The sequence below is a fragment of the Xenophilus sp. Marseille-Q4582 genome, assembly GCF_916700565.1.
GTDB lineage: Bacteria > Pseudomonadota > Gammaproteobacteria > Burkholderiales > Burkholderiaceae_C > Xenophilus.
Map to the genome: position 1 here is coordinate 312,134 of NZ_CAKAKO010000004.1, position 20,294 is coordinate 332,427.

General features: G+C 68.6%; 23 protein-coding genes. 14 read left to right on the forward strand and 9 right to left on the reverse strand.

Annotated elements, in window-relative coordinates:
* Positions 1-16: 16 nt before the first annotated feature.
* The 3 genes from LG388_RS16810 to LG388_RS16820 all read left to right on the forward strand — a co-directional run bounded on the left by LG388_RS16810 (position 17) and on the right by LG388_RS16820 (position 2,331).
* A complete protein-coding gene (locus tag LG388_RS16810; protein ID WP_225783886.1) occupies positions 17-439 on the forward strand; it encodes a BLUF domain-containing protein in 423 nt (140 codons plus the stop codon).
* A 69-nt stretch (positions 440-508) separates the two neighbouring features.
* Complete coding sequence (locus tag LG388_RS16815; RefSeq protein WP_225783887.1) at positions 509-1,390, forward strand: DMT family transporter; 882 nt, start codon at positions 509-511, stop codon at positions 1,388-1,390.
* A complete protein-coding gene (locus LG388_RS16820) occupies positions 1,387-2,331 on the forward strand; it encodes a DUF429 domain-containing protein (RefSeq protein ID WP_225783888.1) in 945 nt (314 codons plus the stop codon). Before LG388_RS16815 ends, LG388_RS16820 begins: the two co-directional genes overlap by 4 nt.
* Positions 2,332-2,610: 279 nt before the next feature.
* Here the strand turns inward: LG388_RS16820 and LG388_RS16825 are convergent, their stop codons facing one another.
* The 3 genes from LG388_RS16825 to LG388_RS16835 form a co-directional block, all read right to left on the reverse strand.
* Positions 2,611-2,985 (reverse strand): hypothetical protein, encoded by a 375-nt coding sequence (locus LG388_RS16825; protein ID WP_225783889.1) that lies wholly within the window; start codon positions 2,983-2,985, stop codon positions 2,611-2,613.
* Between the two features lie 122 nt (positions 2,986-3,107).
* Complete coding sequence (locus LG388_RS16830) at positions 3,108-3,275, reverse strand: DUF1328 family protein (RefSeq protein WP_225783890.1); 168 nt, start codon at positions 3,273-3,275, stop codon at positions 3,108-3,110.
* A gap of 144 nt (positions 3,276-3,419) precedes the next feature.
* Positions 3,420-4,781: a CHASE3 domain-containing protein gene (locus LG388_RS16835; protein ID WP_225783891.1), complete on the reverse strand. Its 1,362-nt coding sequence runs from the start codon at positions 4,779-4,781 to the stop codon at positions 3,420-3,422.
* Positions 4,782-4,954: 173 nt separating this feature from the next.
* Between LG388_RS16835 and LG388_RS16840 the strand changes: the two genes are divergently transcribed.
* Positions 4,955-5,587, forward strand: coding sequence for a response regulator transcription factor (locus tag LG388_RS16840; RefSeq protein ID WP_225783892.1), 633 nt, complete (start codon positions 4,955-4,957; stop codon positions 5,585-5,587).
* Positions 5,588-5,610: 23 nt separating this feature from the next.
* Here the strand turns inward: LG388_RS16840 and LG388_RS16845 are convergent, their stop codons facing one another.
* Positions 5,611-6,057 (reverse strand): response regulator, encoded by a 447-nt coding sequence (locus tag LG388_RS16845; RefSeq protein ID WP_225783893.1) that lies wholly within the window; start codon positions 6,055-6,057, stop codon positions 5,611-5,613.
* Between the two features lie 369 nt (positions 6,058-6,426).
* Between LG388_RS16845 and LG388_RS16850 the strand changes: the two genes are divergently transcribed.
* Positions 6,427-6,615 carry a hypothetical protein gene (locus LG388_RS16850; RefSeq protein WP_225783894.1) on the forward strand — a complete coding sequence of 63 codons (189 nt, stop codon included), beginning with the start codon at positions 6,427-6,429 and terminating at the stop codon, positions 6,613-6,615.
* A gap of 34 nt (positions 6,616-6,649) precedes the next feature.
* Here LG388_RS16850 and LG388_RS16855 read toward each other — a convergent pair whose 3' ends face one another.
* The 3 genes from LG388_RS16855 to gpmA all read right to left on the reverse strand — a co-directional run bounded on the left by LG388_RS16855 (position 6,650) and on the right by gpmA (position 9,845).
* A complete protein-coding gene (locus LG388_RS16855; RefSeq protein ID WP_225784406.1) occupies positions 6,650-7,408 on the reverse strand; it encodes a molybdopterin-synthase adenylyltransferase MoeB in 759 nt (252 codons plus the stop codon).
* Between the two features lie 102 nt (positions 7,409-7,510).
* The gene (locus LG388_RS16860) at positions 7,511-8,959 is read right to left on the reverse strand and encodes a S41 family peptidase (RefSeq protein WP_225783895.1); all 1,449 of its coding nucleotides are present in this window, start codon (positions 8,957-8,959) and stop codon (positions 7,511-7,513) included.
* Positions 8,960-9,101: 142 nt separating this feature from the next.
* A complete protein-coding gene (gene gpmA / locus LG388_RS16865; RefSeq protein ID WP_225783896.1) occupies positions 9,102-9,845 on the reverse strand; it encodes a 2,3-diphosphoglycerate-dependent phosphoglycerate mutase in 744 nt (247 codons plus the stop codon).
* 69 nt (positions 9,846-9,914) lie between these two features.
* Here gpmA and LG388_RS16870 point away from each other — a divergent pair, with 69 nt between their 5' ends.
* The 4 genes from LG388_RS16870 to LG388_RS16885 all read left to right on the forward strand — a co-directional run bounded on the left by LG388_RS16870 (position 9,915) and on the right by LG388_RS16885 (position 12,289).
* On the forward strand, positions 9,915-10,322 hold the full coding sequence (locus LG388_RS16870) for a rhodanese-like domain-containing protein (RefSeq protein ID WP_225783897.1): 408 nt from the start codon (positions 9,915-9,917) through the stop codon (positions 10,320-10,322).
* A 46-nt stretch (positions 10,323-10,368) separates the two neighbouring features.
* Positions 10,369-10,629: a glutaredoxin 3 gene (gene grxC / locus LG388_RS16875; RefSeq protein ID WP_225783898.1), complete on the forward strand. Its 261-nt coding sequence runs from the start codon at positions 10,369-10,371 to the stop codon at positions 10,627-10,629.
* A 120-nt stretch (positions 10,630-10,749) separates the two neighbouring features.
* Entirely contained in the window at positions 10,750-11,211 is a 462-nt protein-coding gene (gene secB / locus LG388_RS16880; protein ID WP_225783899.1) for a protein-export chaperone SecB, read from the forward strand.
* A gap of 70 nt (positions 11,212-11,281) precedes the next feature.
* Entirely contained in the window at positions 11,282-12,289 is a 1,008-nt protein-coding gene (locus LG388_RS16885; RefSeq protein WP_225783900.1) for an NAD(P)H-dependent glycerol-3-phosphate dehydrogenase, read from the forward strand.
* Positions 12,290-12,298: 9 nt separating this feature from the next.
* On the opposite strand, the gene LG388_RS16890 is transcribed toward LG388_RS16885, so the two are convergent.
* Both LG388_RS16890 and LG388_RS16895 read right to left on the reverse strand, forming a co-directional pair.
* Entirely contained in the window at positions 12,299-13,096 is a 798-nt protein-coding gene (locus LG388_RS16890; RefSeq protein ID WP_225784407.1) for a ScpA family protein, read from the reverse strand.
* A gap of 85 nt (positions 13,097-13,181) precedes the next feature.
* The gene (locus tag LG388_RS16895) at positions 13,182-13,385 is read right to left on the reverse strand and encodes a DUF3460 family protein (protein ID WP_225783901.1); all 204 of its coding nucleotides are present in this window, start codon (positions 13,383-13,385) and stop codon (positions 13,182-13,184) included.
* Between the two features lie 78 nt (positions 13,386-13,463).
* On the opposite strand from LG388_RS16895, the gene LG388_RS16900 reads away from it, so the two are divergent.
* The 5 genes from LG388_RS16900 to LG388_RS16920 all read left to right on the forward strand — a co-directional run bounded on the left by LG388_RS16900 (position 13,464) and on the right by LG388_RS16920 (position 20,192).
* A complete protein-coding gene (locus tag LG388_RS16900; RefSeq protein WP_225783902.1) occupies positions 13,464-13,955 on the forward strand; it encodes an outer membrane protein assembly factor BamE in 492 nt (163 codons plus the stop codon).
* A 145-nt stretch (positions 13,956-14,100) separates the two neighbouring features.
* Positions 14,101-15,189: an IS5-like element ISCte5 family transposase gene (locus LG388_RS16905; protein WP_225781276.1), complete on the forward strand. Its 1,089-nt coding sequence runs from the start codon at positions 14,101-14,103 to the stop codon at positions 15,187-15,189.
* Positions 15,190-15,417: 228 nt separating this feature from the next.
* Entirely contained in the window at positions 15,418-18,483 is a 3,066-nt protein-coding gene (gene fdnG, locus LG388_RS16910; protein ID WP_225783903.1) for a formate dehydrogenase-N subunit alpha, read from the forward strand.
* Between the two features lie 10 nt (positions 18,484-18,493).
* Entirely contained in the window at positions 18,494-19,471 is a 978-nt protein-coding gene (fdxH, locus tag LG388_RS16915) for a formate dehydrogenase subunit beta (protein ID WP_225783904.1), read from the forward strand.
* Positions 19,458-20,192 (forward strand): formate dehydrogenase subunit gamma, encoded by a 735-nt coding sequence (locus tag LG388_RS16920; RefSeq protein WP_225783905.1) that lies wholly within the window; start codon positions 19,458-19,460, stop codon positions 20,190-20,192. Before fdxH ends, LG388_RS16920 begins: the two co-directional genes overlap by 14 nt.
* Positions 20,193-20,294: the final 102 nt, after the last annotated feature.

Here is a 20,294-nt window from a genome sequence, read left to right on the forward strand (position 1 = left end):
GTTCCCGGAGACACCCATGCTTGTCCGCCTGCTTTACGCCAGCCGCGCCACCGATGCCAGCCCGAAGACCATCGAGGCGATCCTCGCGCAGTCCCGCACCCACAACACGGCCAACGGGATCACGGGCATCCTGTGCTACGGGGCGGGCACCTTCCTGCAGGCCATCGAAGGCGGCCGACGGGCCGTGAACGAACTCTACGGCCACATCCTGCGCGATGCGCGCCACCAGGACGTGGTGCTGCTGCATTACGAAGAGATCCTGGAGCGCCGCTTCGGCAGCTGGACCATGGGCCAGGTCAATCTGGGCAAGCTCAACGCCTCCACGCTGCTCAAGTACTCCGAAAAGCCTGTGCTGGACCCGCATGCCGTCTCGGGCAAGGTCTCGCTGGCCCTGCTCGAGGAGCTGATGGCCACGGCCGCCATCGCGGGCCGCACCTGATCGGGCGGACCGACCGAGGGACCGAGGTCCGCGCCCGCGCCGGGTGAGGGCCCCGACGCCGCCTGCTGCATGCCGATGTCCGCCTTCATCCTCGTCGTGCTGGCGGGGCTCATCCACGCGAGCTGGAACATCGCGGCCAAGAAGGCCGATGGCGATGCGCGCTTCGCCTTCCAGAGCAGCGCTTTCCTGTCGCTGGTCTGGGCGCCGCTGGGCCTGTGGCTGGCCTGGCGCCACGTGCCCGGCTGGGGCGCGCGCGAATGGGCGTTCGTCGCCCTGAGCGGCCTGCTGCACGTGCTCTATTACGTGGTGCTGCTGCGCGGCTACCGGCGTTCGGACCTCACGGTGGTGTACCCGCTCGCGCGCGGCACCGGCCCGCTGCTGTCGTCGATGGCGGCCGTGCTGCTGCTGGGCGAGCGCCTCAGCCCCGTCGGCGTGGCCGGCATCGCCGGCGTGGTGCTGGGCGTCTTCCTGATCGCAGGCGGGCCGCGCCTGGCGCGCCGCGGGGGCGATGCGCAGCAGCAGGCGCGCGTGCGCAAGGGCATCCAGTACGGCGTGCTCACGGGCCTGTTCATCGCCTGCTACACGGTGGTCGACGGCTATGCCGTCAAGGTGCTGCTGATGTCGCCCATCCTGGTCGACTACATGGGCAACTTCGTGCGCATGGCCCTGCTCGCGCCGGCGGTGCTGCGCGACCGCGCGCAGGCCGCCCGCCTGTGGCGCCTGCAATGGAAGCATGCGCTGCTGGTGGGCGCCATCAGCCCCATCTCCTATGTGCTGGTGCTCTACGCGATGCAGCAGGCGCCGCTGTCGCACGTGGCGCCGGCGCGGGAGGTGTCCATGCTCTTCGCGGCCCTGATCGGCGGCCATCTGCTGCGCGAAGGCGACCGGCTCCTGCGGCTGGCGGGCGCGGTCTTCATCGCGTTGGGCGTGGCGGGGCTCGCGCTGGGATGAACGCCGCCTGCGACGCGCCGCCGCTGCTGCTGGGCTGCGACTTCACCTGCGCGCCCTCTCGCCGCAAGCCCGTGACGCTGGCGGTCGGGGCGCGGCAGGGCAATGCGGTGCATCTGCACCGGCTTTTGGACTTCGCCACGCTCGACGCCTGGCAGGGCTGGCTGCAGTCGCAACCGGCCTGGGTCGGCGCTTTCGACCTGCCTTTCGGCCTGCCGCGCGAGCTGCTGCAAGCCTGGCGCTGGACCGGCCCCTGGGAAGCGGGCATGCGGCGCTATGCCGCCCTGGAGCGCAGCGAGCTGCGCGAGCGCTTCAAGGCCTTTTGTGCGGCGCGCCCGGTGGGCGCCAAGTTCGCGCACCGCGCCACCGACGGGCCGGCCGGCTCGAGTTCATCGATGAAATGGGTCAATCCGCCGGTGGCCTGGATGATGCACGCCGCGGTGCCCCGATTGCTCGCAGTGGACGCCTTCTTCCCCGGCCTGGGCGGGCGGGCCGGGTCTCCGCGCGTGGCGCTCGAAGGCTACCCCGGTCTGCTGGCGCGCGATCTGATCGGCCGGCGCAGCTATAAGTCCGATGCCATGGCCAAGCAGACGGCCGACCGGCGTGCGGCGCGCGACGAACTGCTGCGGCGGCTGGAAGACGAGGGCAGCGCCCGTCTGGGGCTGCGCCTGGCCCTGGATGCCGCGCAGCGCGAACGGCTGGCGGCCGATGCCAGCGGCGATGCGCTGGATGCCGTGCTGTGCCTGTTGCTGGCCGCCTGGGGCGAGGCGCGGCGCAGCAGCCCGGGGCCGGGCTATGGGCTGCCTCCAGAGTCGGATCCACTCGAAGGCTGGATCATCGCCGCCGAACCAGCGCGGCCGGTGTTCAGCGGCGCGGGGGCGGGCGATGCGCGGCCGGGCGCGGCGCGGTCGTCAGCAGCAGACCCGCCGCCGCGCCGTGGCTGAGCACGGTGCGCCACCACCAGCCGCGCGGCGCCCAGCGCCAGGGTCGCGCCAGGGCGATCAGCGAGCCGGCCGCCGCCGCGCCGAGCACCAGCCGCCACGGGTGCCGTTGTGCAGCGTGGTGAAGTGCCGGCCCGCTGGCCGCAGCCGCCGCCTGGAGCGGGTGCCGCTGCCACCAGCGCAAGGCAACGAAGCGCGCCATGCCGCGCCATGGCGTGGCGCGGGACATGGCGCGCGGCGTGGCGGGACGCAGGGGAGAAGGGGCCTGCAAGGCGGCGGCGATCAGTAGTCGTCGCGGCGGCGCGTGGCCAGCACCAGCAGGGCGGTGATGGCGGCCCCGGCGGCAGCGGCGATCAGCACCGAGCGCACGGGCTGGTCGGCGATGTAGCGCGTCGTGACCTGCGCCGCGTCGGAGAAGCGCTCCTGGGCGCGCACACCGCTCTTCGAGGCGGCTTCGAGGCCGCGCTGCACGGCCTGCTGCACGCGCGAGGCGATCTGCTCCACGGCCGGTTCCACGTCATGGCGCAGGTTGCGCACCTTCTGCCCGGCCGCGTCGACGGCGTTCTGCGCATAGGCGCGCGTCGTCTCCACGGCATCCTGAGCGGTGCCGCGCAGGTCGTCGGCCAGTTGCGAGGGAGATTTGGCGGTCGAGTTCATGGATACCTTCCTTTTTTGCTCAAAACTCAAGTGATCGGCAGGGCCTTACTCTAGCGCAGGGCCCTCCCGGAATGGGGGTCTGAAGCGCTCCCTTCGTGAAGGGATCGGGCTTTTCGGCGGTTTCAGGAACTGCGCCGCATCAGGCTGCCGATGAAGCTCGCGATGGTCAGGATCGCGAAGATGACGAACAGCAGCTTGGCGATGCCCGCGGCACCGGCGGCCAGGCCACCGAAGCCGAGCAGGGCGGCCACCAGGGCGATGACCAGGAACACGACGGTGTAGTACAGCATGGGCAAACGCTCCTCGAAGGACTGCCCCCGCGGCGCAAGGGATCGGTCCGTGCAAGCACTGTAGGCAGCGCGGCGGGCCCGAGGTGTCAGCAGGCTCGGGCCACCCCCGTAGGAAAGCGGCCCGCAGCCGCCGAGGGCCGGCGCTCACGCGGGGCGGCCGAGCTCGGACGTGCGCGTGGGGAGCATCGCGTGCAGGCGCGTGCCGCGGTTCTCCACCGAGCTCACGCTGAGCTTGCCGCCGCTGGCTTCGACGCGGTGGCGCATGCCGGCCAGCCCATGCGTGGAGGGGCGCACGTGCAGCGGGTCGAAGCCCTTGCCGTTGTCGCTGACTTCGACGATCACATGGTTGTCGTAGTTCTTGAGCACCACGGTCGCCTCGGTAGCCTGCGCGTACTTGCCGATGTTGGTCAGGCTTTCCTGCACCATGCGGTAGATGGTGAGCTGACGCCCCTCGTCGAGGTTCACCGTTTCCAGGGCCATGTCCACGCGCACGCCGGAGCGCTCGCTGAACTCGCGGCCCAGGATCTCCAGCGAAGCCACTAGGCCCAGGTTGCTCAGCGACGAGGGGCGCAGGTCCTCGATGATGCGGCGCTTGAGCGCGATGCCCGAGTTGAGCAGATCCGTCAGGTGCTGCAGCCGCTGCACGGCATCGGGCGCGTCGGCCAGCCGCGACTTGAGGCGGGCCACGTCGAGCTTGGCGGCCGTGAGCAGCGCGCCCAGCTCGTCATGCAGTTCGCGCGCGAGGAAGCCGCGCTCCGTCTCGCGCACGTCCTGCAGGTGGGTCGCCAGCTCGGCCAGCGAGGCGGTGCGGTCGCGCACCTCCTGCTCCAGCAGGTTGCGCTCGCGCTGCAGGGCCTGCTGCTGGCGTTCGTTGGCCGAGCGCAGCGCCTCGCCCTGGCGCAGGTAGAGCACGAAGGCCAGCAGCCCCGCCGCCACGACCAGCGCGATGCCGATGCGCGAGAGCAGCAGCGAGTTGGCGATCTGCACCTGGGCCTGGGTCAGCGAGGCGTTGCTCAGCGCCACCAGCTTGGCGGTTTCCTCGCGGATGCGCGCCATTTCCTCCCGCCCCACGTCGGTGGTCAGGACGAAGCGCGAGGCATCCTCGTTGCCGGTGCGCACCAGGCGCAGGCTCATGTCCATCTCGGCCAGCTTGCGCGACAGGTGGTTCGACAGGCGCGCCAGCCCCTGCTGCTCGGCGGGGCGGTCCGCGTACAGCTCGTGCAGGCGCGCCAGGTGCAGGTCGATCTGTTGCAGCGCGTTGTCGTAGGGCTCGCGGTAGGTGTCCTCGCCGGTCAGCATGTAGCCGCGCTGGCCGGTCTCGGCGTCCAGCACGTTCTGCAGCAGCATGGTCACCGCGAAGCGCGCCTGCTGCGCCCGGCTGATCTCGGCCAGGGCGCGGCTCGACTGCCGGTAGCCCGTTTCGTTGATGGCCAGCAGCGCCGCCGCAGCCAGCAGCGCCAGCGCCAGGCTCCAGGCCGGTTTGGAAGACAGCCAGCGTCTCAGCATCGCGTGGCTTTCATGAATAATGCTTGCCGTGCCATGCCCAGGATCTTTGGAACGCAGCGGCGCGCGGTCCAGCCCCGCAGGCGGACCGGCGCACGCGGGGCGGTCCGGAGATGTCTTGAATGCGTCCTGCGGCCGGCTGCACGACCTTGGGCCACAGAGGGAGAGTACCCATCATGATCAGAGTCGGCATTGTGGATGACCACGCCATTGTGCGTTCCGGGCTGCGGCAGTTCTTCTCGGAACACGTCGACCTGCGCGTGGCCGGCGAAGCCAGCACGGGGCGCGAGGCCATCGAGCTGGTGCGCACCACCGAGCTCGACGTGCTCGTGATGGACCTGTCCATGCCCGGGCAGAGCGGCATCGACGCGCTCGCGATGATCCGCGCCAAGGCCCCGGACGTCGGCATCCTCATCCTGAGCGCCTACCCCGAAGAGCATTACGCGATGAGCCTGCTGCGCCAGGGCGCGAGCGGCTATCTCAACAAGGACTGCGAGCCCATCGAGATCGTGAATGCGATCCGCACGATCGCCCTGGGGCGCCGGCACATCACGCCGGCCGTGGCCGAACTGCTGGCCCGCCAGCTGGACCGCAAGGACGATGCCGCGCCGCATGAGCAGTTGTCCGAGCGGGAGTTCCAGGTCTTCCTGAAGCTGGCGCGCGGCGAGACGGCTGGAGAGATCGCGCAGACGCTGTCGCTGTCCGTGAAAACGGTGAGCACCTACCGCACGCGGCTGATGGAGAAGATGAATCTTTCCTCCAACAGCGACCTGACCTACTACGCGCTCAAGAACAAGCTGATCGACTGATTCGGGCCGCTGCCCGGGCGCATTCATGGGTTGGTCGGCGGCTCGCCTGCAAGCTGGGGTTGAGCGGCTGCCGCAGGCGGGCTGGCCTGGCTCAGGCAGAAATCCAACAGGCCGTCGATCTCGTTGGATTTGTCGAACACCGCGTCGGCGCCCAGCTCCAGGCAGCGCTTGCGGATGTCGGGCGTGGCGTAGTTGGTCAGCACCACCACCTTCTGCTGCGGGCTGCGGCTCAGGCAGGCCTGCAGCACGCCCAGGCCGCTGCCCTGCTTGAGGAACAGATCGACGATGGCCAGGTTCCAGGCCGAGCCGTGGTCGCCGAGCCACGCGCGGGCCTCGTCCTCGCCTTCGGCGAAACCCACCACGTTCATGGCGGTCAACTCCTCCAGCGTGCCCACGAGGTTCTCCCGGATGGTCCGGTTGTCTTCGACAAGATAGGTGTTGAGGCCCGCCTGCTCCACCGCGATCACCATGGTTGTGTTGCTCCCGTTGCACGCCCGCTGGGGGCGCGCCGGTGTCCGGGCGAACCTTGAGCAGACGCCAGCATCGTACGCGCCGGGGTGAGCAGGCGCTTGCAAGCCCTTGAGGCCTGTTGGTGTAGGTGCCGACCTACGCCTCCTCACGCATTTCACATTCGGCAGCAGGAACAGCCGCCTTCCCGCCACAGCCTCGGTGAACACCTCTGGCGTAGGCGGCTTCGCACCCTGGATGCGGCCGCGGGACGACGGGCTGGCGCCCCGCCGCTTCCTAGACTTCGTGCCATTGCTCCCGCGTCGCGGCACCCTGCGCCTTCCAAGGGCACCCGGCGCTGTCCGGGGGTGTTCCGTACAAGGACCGAAGCCATGAAGAAGGGGCTGGCGCAATACCTGATCGTGGGCCTGTTGGCCCTCCTGGCCGCCTTGGCCGTGGCGCAGGGGGATGTCGCGCTGGCCGGGCTGGGCTGGGTCCGCGCCTCCACCGAGGCGGCGACACCCGCGGGAGGCCCGGCGAAGGTCCTGCCAGCGGCCCTGTCGAACGCGCCGGCCCATTGAGGGGACAGCGCGCACCGGCCGTCCGGAGTGCCGGTCAGGCCGCGGGCCGATGGCCGCAGACGCGGCAGTGCGGATCGCGGGCCACGCCCACGCTGTCGAAGCGGCTGGCGCGTCCATCGAACATCAGCAGCCGCCCCGTCAACCCGCCGCCCATGCCGGCGAGCAATTTCAGCGCCTCGTGCGCCTGCAGCACGCCGATCGTGCCCACCACGGGCGCGAACACGCCCAGCACCGCGCAGCGGGTTTCCTCGAACTGCGCATCAGGCGGGAACAGGCAGGCGTAGCAGGGCGACGCGGCATCCCGCAGGTCGTAGACGCTGATCTGGCCGTCGAAGCGAATGGCGGCGCCGGCCACCAGCGGCCGGGCATGCGCCACGCAGGCCGCATTGACGGCCTGGCGCGTGCGGAAGTTGTCGCTGCAGTCCAGCACCACATCGGCATCGGCCACCAGCCGGGCCAGGAGGGCCCCTTCGGCGCGCGCCTGCACGGTGCGCACGTCGAGCTGCGGATTGATCTCGCGCATCGCCTGCGCCGCCGAAGCCACCTTCGGCGCGCCCACGCGGGCATGCGTGTGCGCGATCTGCCGCTGCAGGTTCGTCAGATCCACCGTGTCGTCATCGACCAGCGTCAGGCGCCCCACGCCTGCGGCCGCGAGGTACAGCGCTGCCGGCGAGCCCAGGCCGCCCGCGCCGACGAGCAGTGCATGGGCGGCCGACACGCGGGCCTGGCCGTCGATGCCGAATTCCTCCAGCAGGATGTGGCGCGAATAGCGCAGCAGGTCGTCGTCGTCCAGATCGTCCATGGCAGGGGTGGGGCGAGGCGGCGCGGCGGCGCGGCGCGAAAGCGACATCGGCCTGCACAGGCAGGCCGATGCGGAGCAGGCGCCGGGCGGGCCTCAGTTCTCGCTTTTCTCTTTCTCTTCCTTGTTCTCGACGATCACCTGCGTCTTGCTGGCGATCACCGGCTGGCCCTTGAGCTGGTTCAGGGCCTGGATCAGCGGGAAGTCCTTGTCGGAGCCGAACTCGGGCACCTTGCGGTCCTGCGGCGGCTTCTTGGCTTCCTCCTCGAGGCGCTTGCGGGCCTCGTCACGCGCCTTCTCGCGTTCCGGGTCCTTCACCTCGGGCCCCTGGCCGCTGGACAGGTGCTTTTCCAGGTCGGCTTCGCGCATGCGCAGCGCGGCGTACGGGCTGCCCTCGGCCGTCTCGTCGATCAGCACGTTCGGCACGATGCCGCGCGCCTGGATCGAGGTGCCGCTGGGCGTGTAGTAGCGCGCCGTCGTGATCTTGAGGCCCGTGTCCGGACCCAGCGGGCGCACGGTCTGCACCGAGCCCTTGCCGAAGGTCTGGCTGCCCATGATGGTGGCACGCTTGTGGTCCTGCAGCGCGCCGGCCACGATCTCGCTGGCCGAGGCCGAGCCTTCGTTGACCAGCACCACCAGCGGCACCGTCTTGAGCGCCGCCGGCAGGCCGCGCAGCGGGTCGGAACCCGAGCGGCGCTGGTAGTCGGCCGGCGTCGCCTTGTAGACCTGCTTGCTCTCGGCCAGCTGGCCGTCGGTGCTGACCACCGTCACGTTGGCCGGCAGGAAGGCCGCCGACACGGCCACGGCCGCGTCGAGCAGGCCGCCCGGGTCGTTGCGCAGGTCCAGCACCAGGCCCTTGAGGTTGGGTTCCTGCTTGTAGATTTCCTCGAGCTTCTTGACGAAGTCGGCGACCGTGCGCTCCTGGAACTGCGACAGGCGGATCCACGCATAGCCCGGCTCGATGACCTTGCCGCGCACGGACTGCGTGCGGATCTCCTCGCGCGTGATGGTCACGGGGAAGGTGCGGCTCTCGTCCTTGCGGAAGATGGTCAGCAGCACCTTGGTGCCGGCCTCGCCGCGCATGCGCTTGACGGCGTCGTTGAGCGTGAGCCCCTTGACGGCCGTGTCGTCGATCTTGGTGATCAGGTCGCCCGGTTTGAGGCCGGCGCGGAAGGCGGGCGAGCCCTCGATAGGCGAGACCACCTTGACCAGGCCGTCCTCCTGCGAGATCTCGATGCCCACACCCACGAAGCGGCCCGAGGTGCCTTCGCGGAATTCCTTGAAGGCCTTCTTGTCGAAGTACTGCGAGTGCGGATCCAGCCCGGCCACCATGCCGCTGATGGCGTCGGTGATGAGTTTCTTCTCGTCGACCGGCTCGACGTAGTCGCTCTTGACCATCCCGAACACGGCGGCGAGCTGCTGCAGCTCCTCGAGCGGCAGCGGCGCCAGCGCACCGCGCGCCACCGTCTGCAGCGACACGGTGGTCAGCGCGCCGGCCACGGCGCCGGCGGCGACCCAGCCTGTGATCTTGAGTTTCTGACCCATGAAAGTCCTTCCGGGGAGCGCCCTACGCACCCATGTTTGCGCCAATATACGCCGCTTGGAACCTCGAATCGGCCCCAGGTTCCGTGTCCCGGCGAGGCCAGCGGCTTTTTGCCGCCGGCCGCTTCGCCGGCCCGCAGACGTCTCAGGCCTTGCCTTGCGAGGCCACGGCCGCCGCTGCCTTGGCGGCGGCCTCGGCGTCGCCCAGGTAGTAGTGGCGCAGGGGCTTGAGGTCGTCGTCCAGTTCGTAGACCAGCGGGATGCCGTTGGGAATGTTCAGGCCCACGATGTCGCTGTCGGAGATGCCGTCCAGGTACTTGACCAGCGCCCGGATCGAGTTGCCGTGCGCCGCCACCACGATGCGGCGGCCGGCGCGGATGGCCGGCGCCATCGACTCGTTCCAGAAGGGCAGCACGCGCGCCACGGTGTCCTTCAGGCATTCGGTCAGCGGGATCTGCTCCGGCGCCAGCTTGGCGTAGCGCAGGTCGCCGCGCTCGCTGCGCGGATCGGTGGGCTCCAGCGCCGGCGGCGGGGTGTCGTAGCTGCGGCGCCAGATCAGCACCTGCTCGTCGCCGTACTGCTTGGCCATGTCGGCCTTGTTCAGGCCCTGCAGGGCGCCATAGTGGCGCTCGTTCAGGCGCCAGCTGTGCACCACGGGCAGCCAGGTGCGGTCGAGCTCGTCGAGCGTGTGCCACAGCGTGCGCGTGGCGCGCTTGAGCACGCTGGTGTAGGCCACGTCGAAGTCATACCCCTCGGCCTTGAGCAGGCGCCCCGCCTGCTTGGCCTGTTCCACACCCGTGGGCGTCAGGTCCACGTCGGTCCAGCCGGTGAAGCGGTTTTCGAGGTTCCAGGTCGATTCACCATGGCGGATCAGCACCAACTTATGCATGGAAGCCTTTGTGTGTCTTTGGGTAAAGCCGACATTCTAGAATTCCCGGTTTTCGCCACTGACTTCGCCGTGAAATTCATCCTCGACAACTGGGTCCTGATCCTGATCGCCTTGAGCTCGGGCACCATGCTGGCGCTGCCCATGCTGCGCGGGGCCGGGCAGGGCACGCTCACGGCCCAGGGCGCGGTGCAGCTGATCAACCGCGAAAAGGCCGTGCTGATCGACGTGCGCGACGCCCAGGAGTACGCCGCCGGCCACCCGGTGGGCGCGCGCAGCGTGCCGCTGGCCGAACTGGAGGCCAAGCTGCCTTCGGTGGTGAAGAACAAGAACCTGCCGGTGCTGCTGCTGTGCGGCACGGGCACGCGGGCCCGCCGCGCCGTGGACGCGGCCAAGAAGCTCGGTTACGAGAACGCCCAGGTCATCGCCGGCGGCATGCGCGGCTGGAGCGACGCCAACCTGCCGGTGGAAAAGGCGTGAAGCGCCCCCATCTGGGTTGATCCGACCTTTCCCCCAGGAGTCCCGCATGCAAGCCGTCAAGATGTACACCACCGCCGTGTGCCCCTACTGCATCCGCGCCAAGCAGATCCTCAAGTCCAAGGGTGTGGAGCAGATCGAGGAGATCCGCATCGACACCGACCCGCAGGCGCGCGCGCACATGATGGAAATCACCCAGCGCCGCACGGTGCCGCAGATCTTCATCGGCGACACGCATGTGGGCGGCTGCGACGACCTGATCGCCCTGGACGGGCGCGGCGGCCTGGTGCCGCTGCTCAACGCCGCCTGAGGGCGTGGCGGCGTCGGCCGGGCTGTCACCGGCCGGGGCCATAATGTCCAGTTCCTTTTTCCGCAGACCCGCCGCGGGGGTGCCTTCCGCGGCGGCGTCGTCCTGACCTGAAAGAAAACCATGGCCGACCAACAAGCCGCAGACCCCGTGTTCCAGATCCAGCGCGTCTACCTGAAGGACCTGTCCCTGGAGCAGCCCAACTCGCCGGCCATCCTGCTCGAGCAGACCCAGCCCACCGTGGACATCCAGCTCGGCGTGGAAGCGCAGAACGTGGCCGAAGGCATCTTCGAGATCGTCGTGTCGGCCACCGTGCAGACCAAGATCGAGGACCGCACCGTGTTCCTGGTCGAAGCCAAGCAGGCCGGCATCTTCGAAATCCGCAACCTGCCCGAGGACCAGATGGGTCCGGTGGTGGGCATCGCCTGCCCGCAGATCGTCTACCCCTACCTGCGCGGCAACGTGGCCGACGTGATCCAGCGCGCCGGCTTCCCGCCCGTGCACCTGGCCGAGATCAACTTCCAGGCCATGTACGAGCAGCAGCAGGCGCAGGCCGCCGGCCAGACGCCGGCCAACGCCCAGTAAGCGCCTGCTTTTCTTGCCGCGGGAAAGGGGCGCCTCGCGCCCGCCGTGGCACTGACCGTTCGAGCGCCCGATGCAGATCACCGTCCTTGGCGCTGGCGCCTGGGGCACGGCCCTGGCCATAGCGGCCGCGACCGGGCCCGCGGCCCACGCCGTCCGCCTCTGGGCGCGCAGCGCCACCCAGGCCGCGGCCATGGCCCAGGCGCGCGAGAACGCGCGCTACCTGCCGGGCATCGCCCTGCCGCCTTCTCTGCAGATCGTCTCGGGCGACCCCGCGGCCGCGGTGGCGCAGGCCGACCTGGTCATCCTCGGCACGCCCATGGCCGCGCTGCGCACGCAGCTGCAGGCATTGCGTTCGCTGGCCGTGCCCGTCGCCTGGCTCTGCAAGGGCGTGGAGCCCGCCCATGGCGACGGCGCGCAGGGCCTGCTCGCGCACGAGGTGCAGGCGCAGGCCGCGCCCGAACTGCGGTGCGGCGTGCTCAGCGGCCCCAGCTTCGCGCAGGAAGTGGCGCGCGGCCGGCCTACCGCGCTGGTCGCGGCCAGCCCCGACGCCGCCCTGCGCGCGATGCTGGTCGAGGCCTTCCACGGCCCGGCATTGCGCGTCTATGCCAACGAGGACCTCGTGGGCGTGGAAGTGGGCGGCGCCGTCAAGAACGTGCTGGCCATCGCCACCGGCCTGGCCGATGGCCTGCAGCTGGGGCTGAATGCCCGCGCCGCGCTCATCACGCGCGGCCTGGCCGAGATGACGCGTTTCGGCCTCGCGCTGGGCGCGCGGCCCGAGACCTTCATGGGCCTGTCGGGCCTGGGCGACCTGGTGCTCACGGCCACCGGCGACCTGTCGCGCAACCGGCGCGTGGGCCTGCTGCTGGCCGAAGGCCGCACGCTGGCCCAGGCCGTCGAATCGCTGGGCCATGTGGCCGAAGGCGTGTATTGCGCCCGCACCGTGGTGCAGCGTGCGCGCCATCTGGGCGTGGACATGCCCATCGCCGAGGGCGTGGTGGCGGTGCTGGACGGCCGACTGGCACCGGCCGATGCCGTGCGCCGGCTGATGGAGCGCGAGCCGGGCGCCGAGCTCGGCTGAGCCTCTCGCTCAGGTGGGGCTGTACGCCAGCCGCACGTAGATCGGCGCGAAGGCCTCGGCCTGCGTGATCTCGACCAGCGTTTCCTTGGCCAGCTCCAGCATCGCGATGAAGGTCACGACCAGCACCGGCACGCCGCGCGAGGGGTCGAACAGCGCTTCGAACTCCACGAAGCGCCGCCCCTGCAGCATGCGCAGCACGTAGCTCATGTGCTCGCGCACCGACAGCTCCTCGCGCGAGATCTTGTGGTGCTGCACCAGCTTGGCCCGCTTGAGGATGTCGGCCCAGGCGCTTTGCAGGTCCGCCAGGCTCACATCCGGAAAGCGCGGCTGCAGCGACTGCTCGATGTAGACCTGCGCCTTCCAGAAATCGCGCCCGTAGGTGGGCAGGGCATTGATGGCCGCGGCCTGCAGCTTGGCCTGCTCGTACTCCAGCAGGCGGCGCACCAGCTCGGCGCGCGGGTCCTCGGCCTCTTCGCCCTCGGCCGTCTTCTTGGGCGGCAGCAGCATGCGCGACTTGATCTCGATCAGCATGGCCGCCATCAGCAGGTACTCGGCCGCCAGCTCCAGGTTGCGCGTGCGGATCTCGTCCACGTACGTCAGGTACTGGCGCGTCAGCCCCGCCATCGGGATGTCGAGGATGTTGAAGTTCTGCTTGCGGATCAGGTACAGCAGCAGGTCCAGCGGCCCCTCGAAGGCCTCCAGGAAGACCTCCAGCGCATCGGGCGGGATGTAGAGGTCATTGGGCAGCGCGAACAGCGGCTCGCCGTACAGGCGCGCGAGCGCCACCTGGTCGACGACCTCGGGCATCGGCGCCAGCACGGCGCCGTCGTCTTCGTCGTCCGGGCGGGAGGCGCTCGCCTCGGGGCCGCTCATGAAGAAAGAAGGGCAGGCGTCAGCCGTGGGTCTGGTAGACGTAGGGCTGCTGCGCCACTTCGCCAGCGTTCATCTCGGCCTGCGCCTGGCGGTCGATCTGCTTGTCCCACAGGAGCGCGCGGCCGGCGCGCTGCTCGGCTTCCAGCGTGGGCTTTTGCTTGCGCATCTGCTCGATGAACTGGGTGGCGTCGGAGGTGTAGTGGGGGCGCGCGAAGAAGGACATAGACTTGGCTTTCGTGAGGCGCGGATTTTAGCGACCGCGACATCCATGACATCAGCAGCACAGGGAATGGGGCGACGCATGGCCCTCTGGACGGCGATCGGCGCGGCACTGGCCGGCCTCGTAGGCTGCGACCCGCAGCGCATCCGCGAACTGGAGGAGGGCGTGTCGACCGAGGCTGACGTGCGCGCCCGCTTCGGCGAGCCCGAGGCGATCTGGGACGCCGCGCCCGGCAGCCCGCCCGGCCGCGTCTTCGAATACAACCGCCAGCCCGCGGGCCAGAAGAATTACATGATCACCATCGGCCCGGACGGCAAGATGGCCGCGCTGCGCCAGGTGCTCACGCCCGAGAACTTCGCGCGCGTACAGCCCGGCATGGCGATGGAGGACCTGCGCAAGCTGCTCGGCAAGCCGGCCAAGGTCACGCCCTATTCGCTCAAGCGCGAGACCGAATGGGAATGGCGCTGGGTGCAGCCGCCCAACCAGGACATGGTGTTCACGGCCGTGCTCAACGAGCAGCAGTACGTGGTGCGCAGCGGCTCGTCGCCCGACCGGGAGGTCGAGGCGCGGTAGCCGACGGTGGCGCGCTGGCCCCGGCAGGAGCGCGGCAATACCGCAGTAAAGCCCTCTGTCTAACAGGCCGTTGAAAAATCCCCTGCGAGCGTCCGCGTCGGCCGCTACGATCTGAAGCCATCCCGGAACAACTGCGACAAGAAAGATGAGAGGCAACCAAGACTTCCAGGGGGCGATGTTTAGCTACATCAGCCTTGAAGAAAGAGTGCCAGCGGCACACCCGCTGCGCAAGTTGCGCGCCGTGGTGGATGCGCTGCTGTCGAGCATGAACAGCGAGTTCGAAGCGGTGTACGCCCGCCGTGGCCGCCCCTCGGTGCCGCCGGAGATGCTGCTCAAGGCCTTGCTGCTGCAAATCCTGTTCTCCATCCGCAGCGAACGCCAGCTGGTCGAGGCGGTCAACTACAACCTGCTGTACCGCTGGTTCGTGGGCCTGAACATTGAAGACAAGGTCTGGGACCACTCCACCTTCAGCGCCAACCGCGAACGCCTCTTCAACGAAGACCTGGCGCGCGCCTTCTTCGAGCGCGTCAAGCTCAGCGCCCAGTGGGGCCGGCTTGCCAGCGACGAACACTTCAGCGTGGACGGCACGCTGATTGAGGCCTGGGCCTCGCACAAGAGTTTCAAACGCAAAGACGACGACAGCGGCACGCCACCCGGACGCAACCCCGAGGTGAACTTCAAAGGGCAGGAGCGCTGCAACGACACCCACGCCAGCACCACCGATGCCGATGCCCGGCTGTTCAAGAAGAGCGCGGGCGACAAATCTCGCCTGTGCCACATGGGGCACATCCTCATGGAGAACCGCAACGGGCTGATCGTGGATGTGGAGATCACACATGCCAGTGGCACCGCCGAGCGCGAGGCGGCGCTGGCGATGCTCAAACGCCGGGGAAACAAGAACAAGCGGGCCACGGTCGGGGCCGACAAAGGTTACGACAGCCAGGCCTTCATCAAGGGCTGCCGAAAGCTCAAAGTCACGCCACACGTGGCGGCCAAGGACAAGCACTCGGCGGTCGATGGCCGCATCCGGCGCCACGAGGGCTACAAGACCAGCCTCAAAGTGCGCAAGCGCATCGAGGAGGCCTTTGGCTGGATCAAGACAGTGGGTGGTCTGGCCAAGACCAAATTGATCGGTCAGGCCAAGCTCGCGGGCCAGGCGCTGCTGTGCTTTGCCACCTACAACCTGGTGCGCATGGGCAGTCTGGGCGGCTGGTGGGACGCGCATCATGCGTGAACCATGGGATACGTGCGCCCGGAACGGGCAAAACGGCCTGCAAACAGGCCGAAATGGCCGCTCCAATCGCTGCGCAGGCCAGTTTGGGCGATCCGTTTCTTCGAAATCCACGACCCTGGCGCGTTCGATGAGCATTTTTTCAACGGCCTGCTAAGGGGTGACCAGAGGTTCCAGGCATTGACCCGGTTCCTAGAATGGTCTCACCCACCCCATCCAGAGGGAACCACGATGCAACTCTCACGCCGCCAGTTCATGAAAGTGACTGGCTCCACGCTGGCGGGATCCAGCCTGGCGTTGATGGGCTTCTCGCCCGCGACGGCCCTGGCTGAAGTCCGCCAGTTCAAGCTGGCCTCCACCACCGTCACCCGGCAGACCTGCACCTACTGTTCGGTCGGCTGCGGCATCCTCATGTATTCGCTGGGCACGGGCGGCAAGAACGCCAAGTCCTCGGTGATCCACGTCGAGGGCGACCCGGACCATCCGGTCAACCGCGGCACGCTGTGCCCCAAGGGCGCGGGCCTGCTGGACTACATCAACAGCCCCAACCGCCTGCTCTACCCCGAGTACCGCGCACCGGGCTCCAACGAGTGGCAGCGCCTGTCCTGGGACGAGGCGCTGGACCGCATCGCGAAGCTGCTCAAGGCCGACCGCGACGCCAACTTCCAGGCCACCACGCCCGAGGGCCTGAAGGTCAACCGCTGGCTCACCACCGGCATGCTGGCCGCCTCGGCGTCGAGCAACGAAGCCGGCTACATCACCCACAAGGTCGCCCGTTCCTGGGGCCTGCTCGCATTCGACAACCAAGCGCGTGTCTGACACGGCCCGACGGTGGCAGGTCTTGCCCCGACGTTCGGCCGTGGAGCGATGACGAACCATTGGGTCGACATTCGCAACGCAGATGTGATCTTGATCATGGGCGGCAATGCCGCCGAAGCCCACCCGTGCGGCTTCAAGTGGGTGACCGAAGCCAAGGCGCACAACAAGGCGCACTTCATGGTGGTGGACCCGCGCTTCAACCGCTCGGCCTCGGTGGCGGACTTCTACGCGCCCATCCGTTCGGGCAGCGACATCGTCTTTCTCGGCGGGATCATCAACTACCTGCTTACCAACGACAAGATCCACCACGAGTACGTGCACAACTACACGGACTTCAGCTTCATCGTCCGTGACGACTACCAGTTCGTGGACGGCATCTTCTCGGGCTACGACGAGGAAAAGCGCAGCTACGACAAGAAGAGCTGGGACTACGAGCTGGGTGACGACGGGTACGTCAAGACCGACCCGACGCTGCAGCATCCGCGCTGCGTCTACCAGCTGATGAAGCAGCACTACGCGTCGTACACGCCCGAGAAGGTCGAGAGCGCCTGCGGCACGCCCAAGGCCAAGTTCCTGCACGTGTGCGAGAAGTTCGCGTCCACGGCCGTGCCGGGCCGGGCCGCGACCATCATGTATGCGCTGGGCTGGACGCAGCATTCCATCGGCTCGCAGATCCTGCGCTGCGCGGCGATGGTGCAGCTGCTGTGCGGCAACATCGGCGTGGCCGGCGGCGGCATGAACGCACTGCGCGGGCATTCCAACATCCAGGGCCTCACCGACCTGGGCCTGCTGTCGGCCAGCCTGCCGGGCTACCTGACGCTGCCCAACGAGAAGGAGCAGGACTACCAGGCCTACATCGACGCGCGCACCCAGAAGCCGCTGCGGGCCAACCAGATGAGCTACTGGCAGAACTACCCCAAGTTCCACGTCAGCCTCATGAAGTCCTGGTTCGGCGCCAGCGCCACGGCCGAGAACCAGTGGGCCTTCGACTACCTGCCCAAGCTGGACAAGCAGTACGACATGCTGCAGTACTTCCAGCTCATGGCCGAGGGCAAGGTCAACGGCTACATCGCGCAGGGCTTCAACCCCATCGCGGCGCTGTCGGACAGCAACCGCCTGCGCACGGGCCTGGCCAAGCTCAAGTTCCTGGTCATCATGGACCCGCTGGCCACCGAGACCTCCGAGTTCTGGAAGAACTTCGGCGAGTTCAACGACGTGGACACGAAGGCCATCCAGACCGAGGTGTTCCGCCTGCCCACCACCTGCTTCGCGGAGGAGGAGGGGGCGGTGGTCAGCAGCTCGCGCGTGCTGCAGTGGCACTGGAAGGCGGCCGAGCCGCCGGGCGAGGCCAGGACCGACGTGGCCATCATGTCGGCCCTGCACCTGCGCCTGAAGGCCCTGTACCAGAAGGAGGCCGGCGCCTGGGCCGACCCGATCCTGAACCTGGACTGGAAGTACTCGCACCCCGAGCACCCGAGTTCCGAGGAGATCGCCAAGGAATACAACGGCAAGGCGCTGGTGGACCTGGTCGACCCGAAGGACCCGACCAAGGTGCTGCGCCCGGCGGGCCAGCAGGTGTCGGGTTTCGGCGAACTGCGCGACGACGGCACCACGGCTTCGGGCTGCTGGATCTACGCCGGCGCCTGGACGCAGGCGGGCAACCAGATGGGCCGGCGCGACAACTCCGACCCCACGGGCATCGGCAATACGCTGAACTGGGCCTGGGCCTGGCCGGCCAACCGGCGCGTGCTCTACAACCGCGCCTCGGCCGACCTGCAGGGCAAGCCCTTCAACCCGCACCGCAAGCTGGTCGAGTGGAACGGCAAGGCCTGGACGGGCGCCGACGTGCCCGACACGGGCGCGGCCATCGGCCCGGAGACGGGCAACGGCCCCTTCATCATGAACCCCGAAGGCGTGGCGCGCTTCTTCGCCCGCAAGGGGCTCAACGAAGGGCCCTTCCCCACGCACTACGAGCCCTTCGACACGCCGCTGGGCTTCAACCCGGTCTACCCGAACAACCCCAAGGCCACGAACTCGCCCGCGGCCCGGGTGTTCAAGAACGTCTGGGACACCTTCGGCAAGGCGGCGGACTTCCCGCACGTGGGCACCACCTACCGCCTGACCGAGCACTTCCACTACTGGACCAAGCACTCGCTGGTCAACGCCATCACGCAGCCCGAGCAGTTCGTCGAGATCGGCGAGGCGCTGGCGCAGGAGCTGGGCATCGTCGCCGGCGACCGCGTGCGCGTGAGCTCCAAGCGCGGCTTCATCAAGGCCGTGGCCGTGGTCACCAAGCGCATGAAGGCCATGAAGATCGAGGGCAGGAACGTGCACCACGTGGGCATCCCGATCCACTGGGGCTTCAAGGGCTTGACCAAACCCGGCTTCCTGGCCAACACGCTGACGCCGTTCGTGGGGGATGGCAACACCAACACCCCCGAATTCAAGACCTTCCTCGTGAAGGTCGAGAAGCTGTAAAGGGGGCACGATGTCTTTGCAATCCCTCGATATCCACCGCCGTTCCGCCACCACCACGCCTTCGCCGCAGGCGCGAGCGCCCCAGTCGGGCGAGGTGGCCAAGCTCATCGACGTGTCCAAGTGCATCGGCTGCAAGGCCTGCCAGACCGCGTGCATGGAATGGAACGACCTGCGCCAGGAGCCCGGCCACACGGTCGGCGTGTACGACAACCCGGCGGACCTGACCGAGAACGCGTGGACGGTGATGAAGTTCACCGAATACGAGAACGAGGAATCCGGCAACCTCGAATGGCTGATCCGCAAGGACGGCTGCATGCACTGCGCCGACCCGGGCTGCCTCAAGGCCTGCCCCTCGCCCGGCGCCATCGTGCAGTACACGAACGGCATCGTGGACTTCCACGAAGAGAACTGCATCGGCTGCGGCTACTGCATCACCGGCTGCCCCTTCAACATCCCGCGCATCTCGCAGAAGGACAAGAAGGCCTACAAGTGCACGCTGTGCTCCGACCGCGTGGCCGTGGGCCGTGAGCCGGCCTGCGTCACCACCTGCCCCACGGGCGCCATCATGTTCGGCACCAAGAAGGCGATGAAGGACCAGGCGGATGAGCGCATCGCCGACCTGAAGGAGCGCGGCTTCCAGAACGCGGGCCTGTACGACCCGGCCGGCGTGGGCGGCACGCACGTCATGTACGTGCTGCACCATGCCGACCAGCCGGCGCTGTATTCGGGCCTGCCCAAGGAGCCGAAGATCAGCTCCATGGTCGCAGTGTGGAAGGGCATGGCCAAGCCGCTGGCGCTGGCGGGCATCGCGCTCACGGCGATCGCCGGCTTCTTCCACTACACGCGCGTGGGCCCCAACGAGACCAGCGACGAGGAAGAAGCCCAGGCCAACGCCGACGCGCTGGCCCGCCGCGAGGCGGCCGGGGTGCCCGCGCGCAGCGCCGATCACGCCGCTTCAGCCCAGGAGGTGCGCCATGAGCAAGGTTGAACGTCCCACCGCGGCGGACTTCGCCGTTGCGCGCGAGGAGCCGGTGATCCAGCGCTACACGCCCAACGAGCGCAGCAACCACTGGGTGACCGCCATCACCTTCGTGTTGCTGGCGCTCTCGGGGCTGGCGCTGTTCCATCCGTCGATGTACTGGCTCACCCACCTCTTCGGCGGCGGGCCGTGGACGCGCATCCTGCATCCCTTCATCGGGATCGTGATGTTCCTGTCCTTCCTCTTCCTGGTCATCCGCTTCTGGCACCACAACATCCTGGAGCCGCGCGATCGCCAATGGATGAAGCAGATGGGCGACGTCGTCAACAACCGCGAAGAGCGCCTGCCGCCGGTCGGCCGCTACAACGCGGGCCAGAAGCTGCTGTTCTGGGTGCTGGTGCTGTCCATGCTGGGCCTGCTCGTCACGGGCCTGATCATGTGGCGCGCCTACTTCAGCCACCTGTTCACGATCGACGTGCTGCGCATCGCCTCGCTGCTGCATGCCTTCTTCGGCTTCGTGATCATCTGCGCGATCATCGTGCACATCTATGCGGCCCTGTGGATCAAGGGCGCCATGCGCGCCATGACCCGCGGCACCGTGAGCTACGCCTGGGCGCGCAAGCACCACGGCGCGTGGTACGACGACGTGGTGGCGCGCGAAGAGCAACTGGCCCGCGACCGCCGCAACGCGCCCGACATGCGCCGCGATCCGCAGGCGCCGCCGGCGTGAGCCCGGCCCTGCATGCCCGTGCGCGGCGCCCTGCCGCTGCTGCGCCACCGCCCGCCCCGCGCGTGGCTGGCATAGACTGAGACGCAAGCGCCGGGTCCGCCC

Excerpts from the sequence above, each read along its gene's own strand:
- LG388_RS16810 (WP_225783886.1), top strand. The coding sequence starts at position 17 with ATGCTTGTCCGCCTGCTTTACGCCAGCCGCGCCACCGATGCCAGCCCG.
- LG388_RS16815 (WP_225783887.1), top strand. The coding sequence starts at position 509 with ATGCCGATGTCCGCCTTCATCCTCGTCGTGCTGGCGGGGCTCATCCAC.
- LG388_RS16820 (WP_225783888.1), top strand. The coding sequence starts at position 1,387 with ATGAACGCCGCCTGCGACGCGCCGCCGCTGCTGCTGGGCTGCGACTTC.
- LG388_RS16825 (WP_225783889.1), bottom strand. The coding sequence starts at position 2,985 with ATGAACTCGACCGCCAAATCTCCCTCGCAACTGGCCGACGACCTGCGC.
- LG388_RS16830 (WP_225783890.1), bottom strand. The coding sequence starts at position 3,275 with ATGCTGTACTACACCGTCGTGTTCCTGGTCATCGCCCTGGTGGCCGCC.
- LG388_RS16835 (WP_225783891.1), bottom strand. The coding sequence starts at position 4,781 with ATGCTGAGACGCTGGCTGTCTTCCAAACCGGCCTGGAGCCTGGCGCTG.
- LG388_RS16840 (WP_225783892.1), top strand. The coding sequence starts at position 4,955 with ATGATCAGAGTCGGCATTGTGGATGACCACGCCATTGTGCGTTCCGGG.
- LG388_RS16845 (WP_225783893.1), bottom strand. The coding sequence starts at position 6,057 with ATGGTGATCGCGGTGGAGCAGGCGGGCCTCAACACCTATCTTGTCGAA.
- LG388_RS16850 (WP_225783894.1), top strand. The coding sequence starts at position 6,427 with ATGAAGAAGGGGCTGGCGCAATACCTGATCGTGGGCCTGTTGGCCCTC.
- LG388_RS16860 (WP_225783895.1), bottom strand. The coding sequence starts at position 8,959 with ATGGGTCAGAAACTCAAGATCACAGGCTGGGTCGCCGCCGGCGCCGTG.
- gpmA (WP_225783896.1), bottom strand. The coding sequence starts at position 9,845 with ATGCATAAGTTGGTGCTGATCCGCCATGGTGAATCGACCTGGAACCTC.
- grxC (WP_225783898.1), top strand. The coding sequence starts at position 10,369 with ATGCAAGCCGTCAAGATGTACACCACCGCCGTGTGCCCCTACTGCATC.
- secB (WP_225783899.1), top strand. The coding sequence starts at position 10,750 with ATGGCCGACCAACAAGCCGCAGACCCCGTGTTCCAGATCCAGCGCGTC.
- LG388_RS16885 (WP_225783900.1), top strand. The coding sequence starts at position 11,282 with ATGCAGATCACCGTCCTTGGCGCTGGCGCCTGGGGCACGGCCCTGGCC.
- LG388_RS16890 (WP_225784407.1), bottom strand. The coding sequence starts at position 13,096 with ATGCCCGAGGTCGTCGACCAGGTGGCGCTCGCGCGCCTGTACGGCGAG.
- LG388_RS16895 (WP_225783901.1), bottom strand. The coding sequence starts at position 13,385 with ATGTCCTTCTTCGCGCGCCCCCACTACACCTCCGACGCCACCCAGTTC.
- LG388_RS16900 (WP_225783902.1), top strand. The coding sequence starts at position 13,464 with ATGGCCCTCTGGACGGCGATCGGCGCGGCACTGGCCGGCCTCGTAGGC.
- LG388_RS16905 (WP_225781276.1), top strand. The coding sequence starts at position 14,101 with ATGAGAGGCAACCAAGACTTCCAGGGGGCGATGTTTAGCTACATCAGC.
- fdxH (WP_225783904.1), top strand. The coding sequence starts at position 18,494 with ATGTCTTTGCAATCCCTCGATATCCACCGCCGTTCCGCCACCACCACG.
- LG388_RS16920 (WP_225783905.1), top strand. The coding sequence starts at position 19,458 with ATGAGCAAGGTTGAACGTCCCACCGCGGCGGACTTCGCCGTTGCGCGC.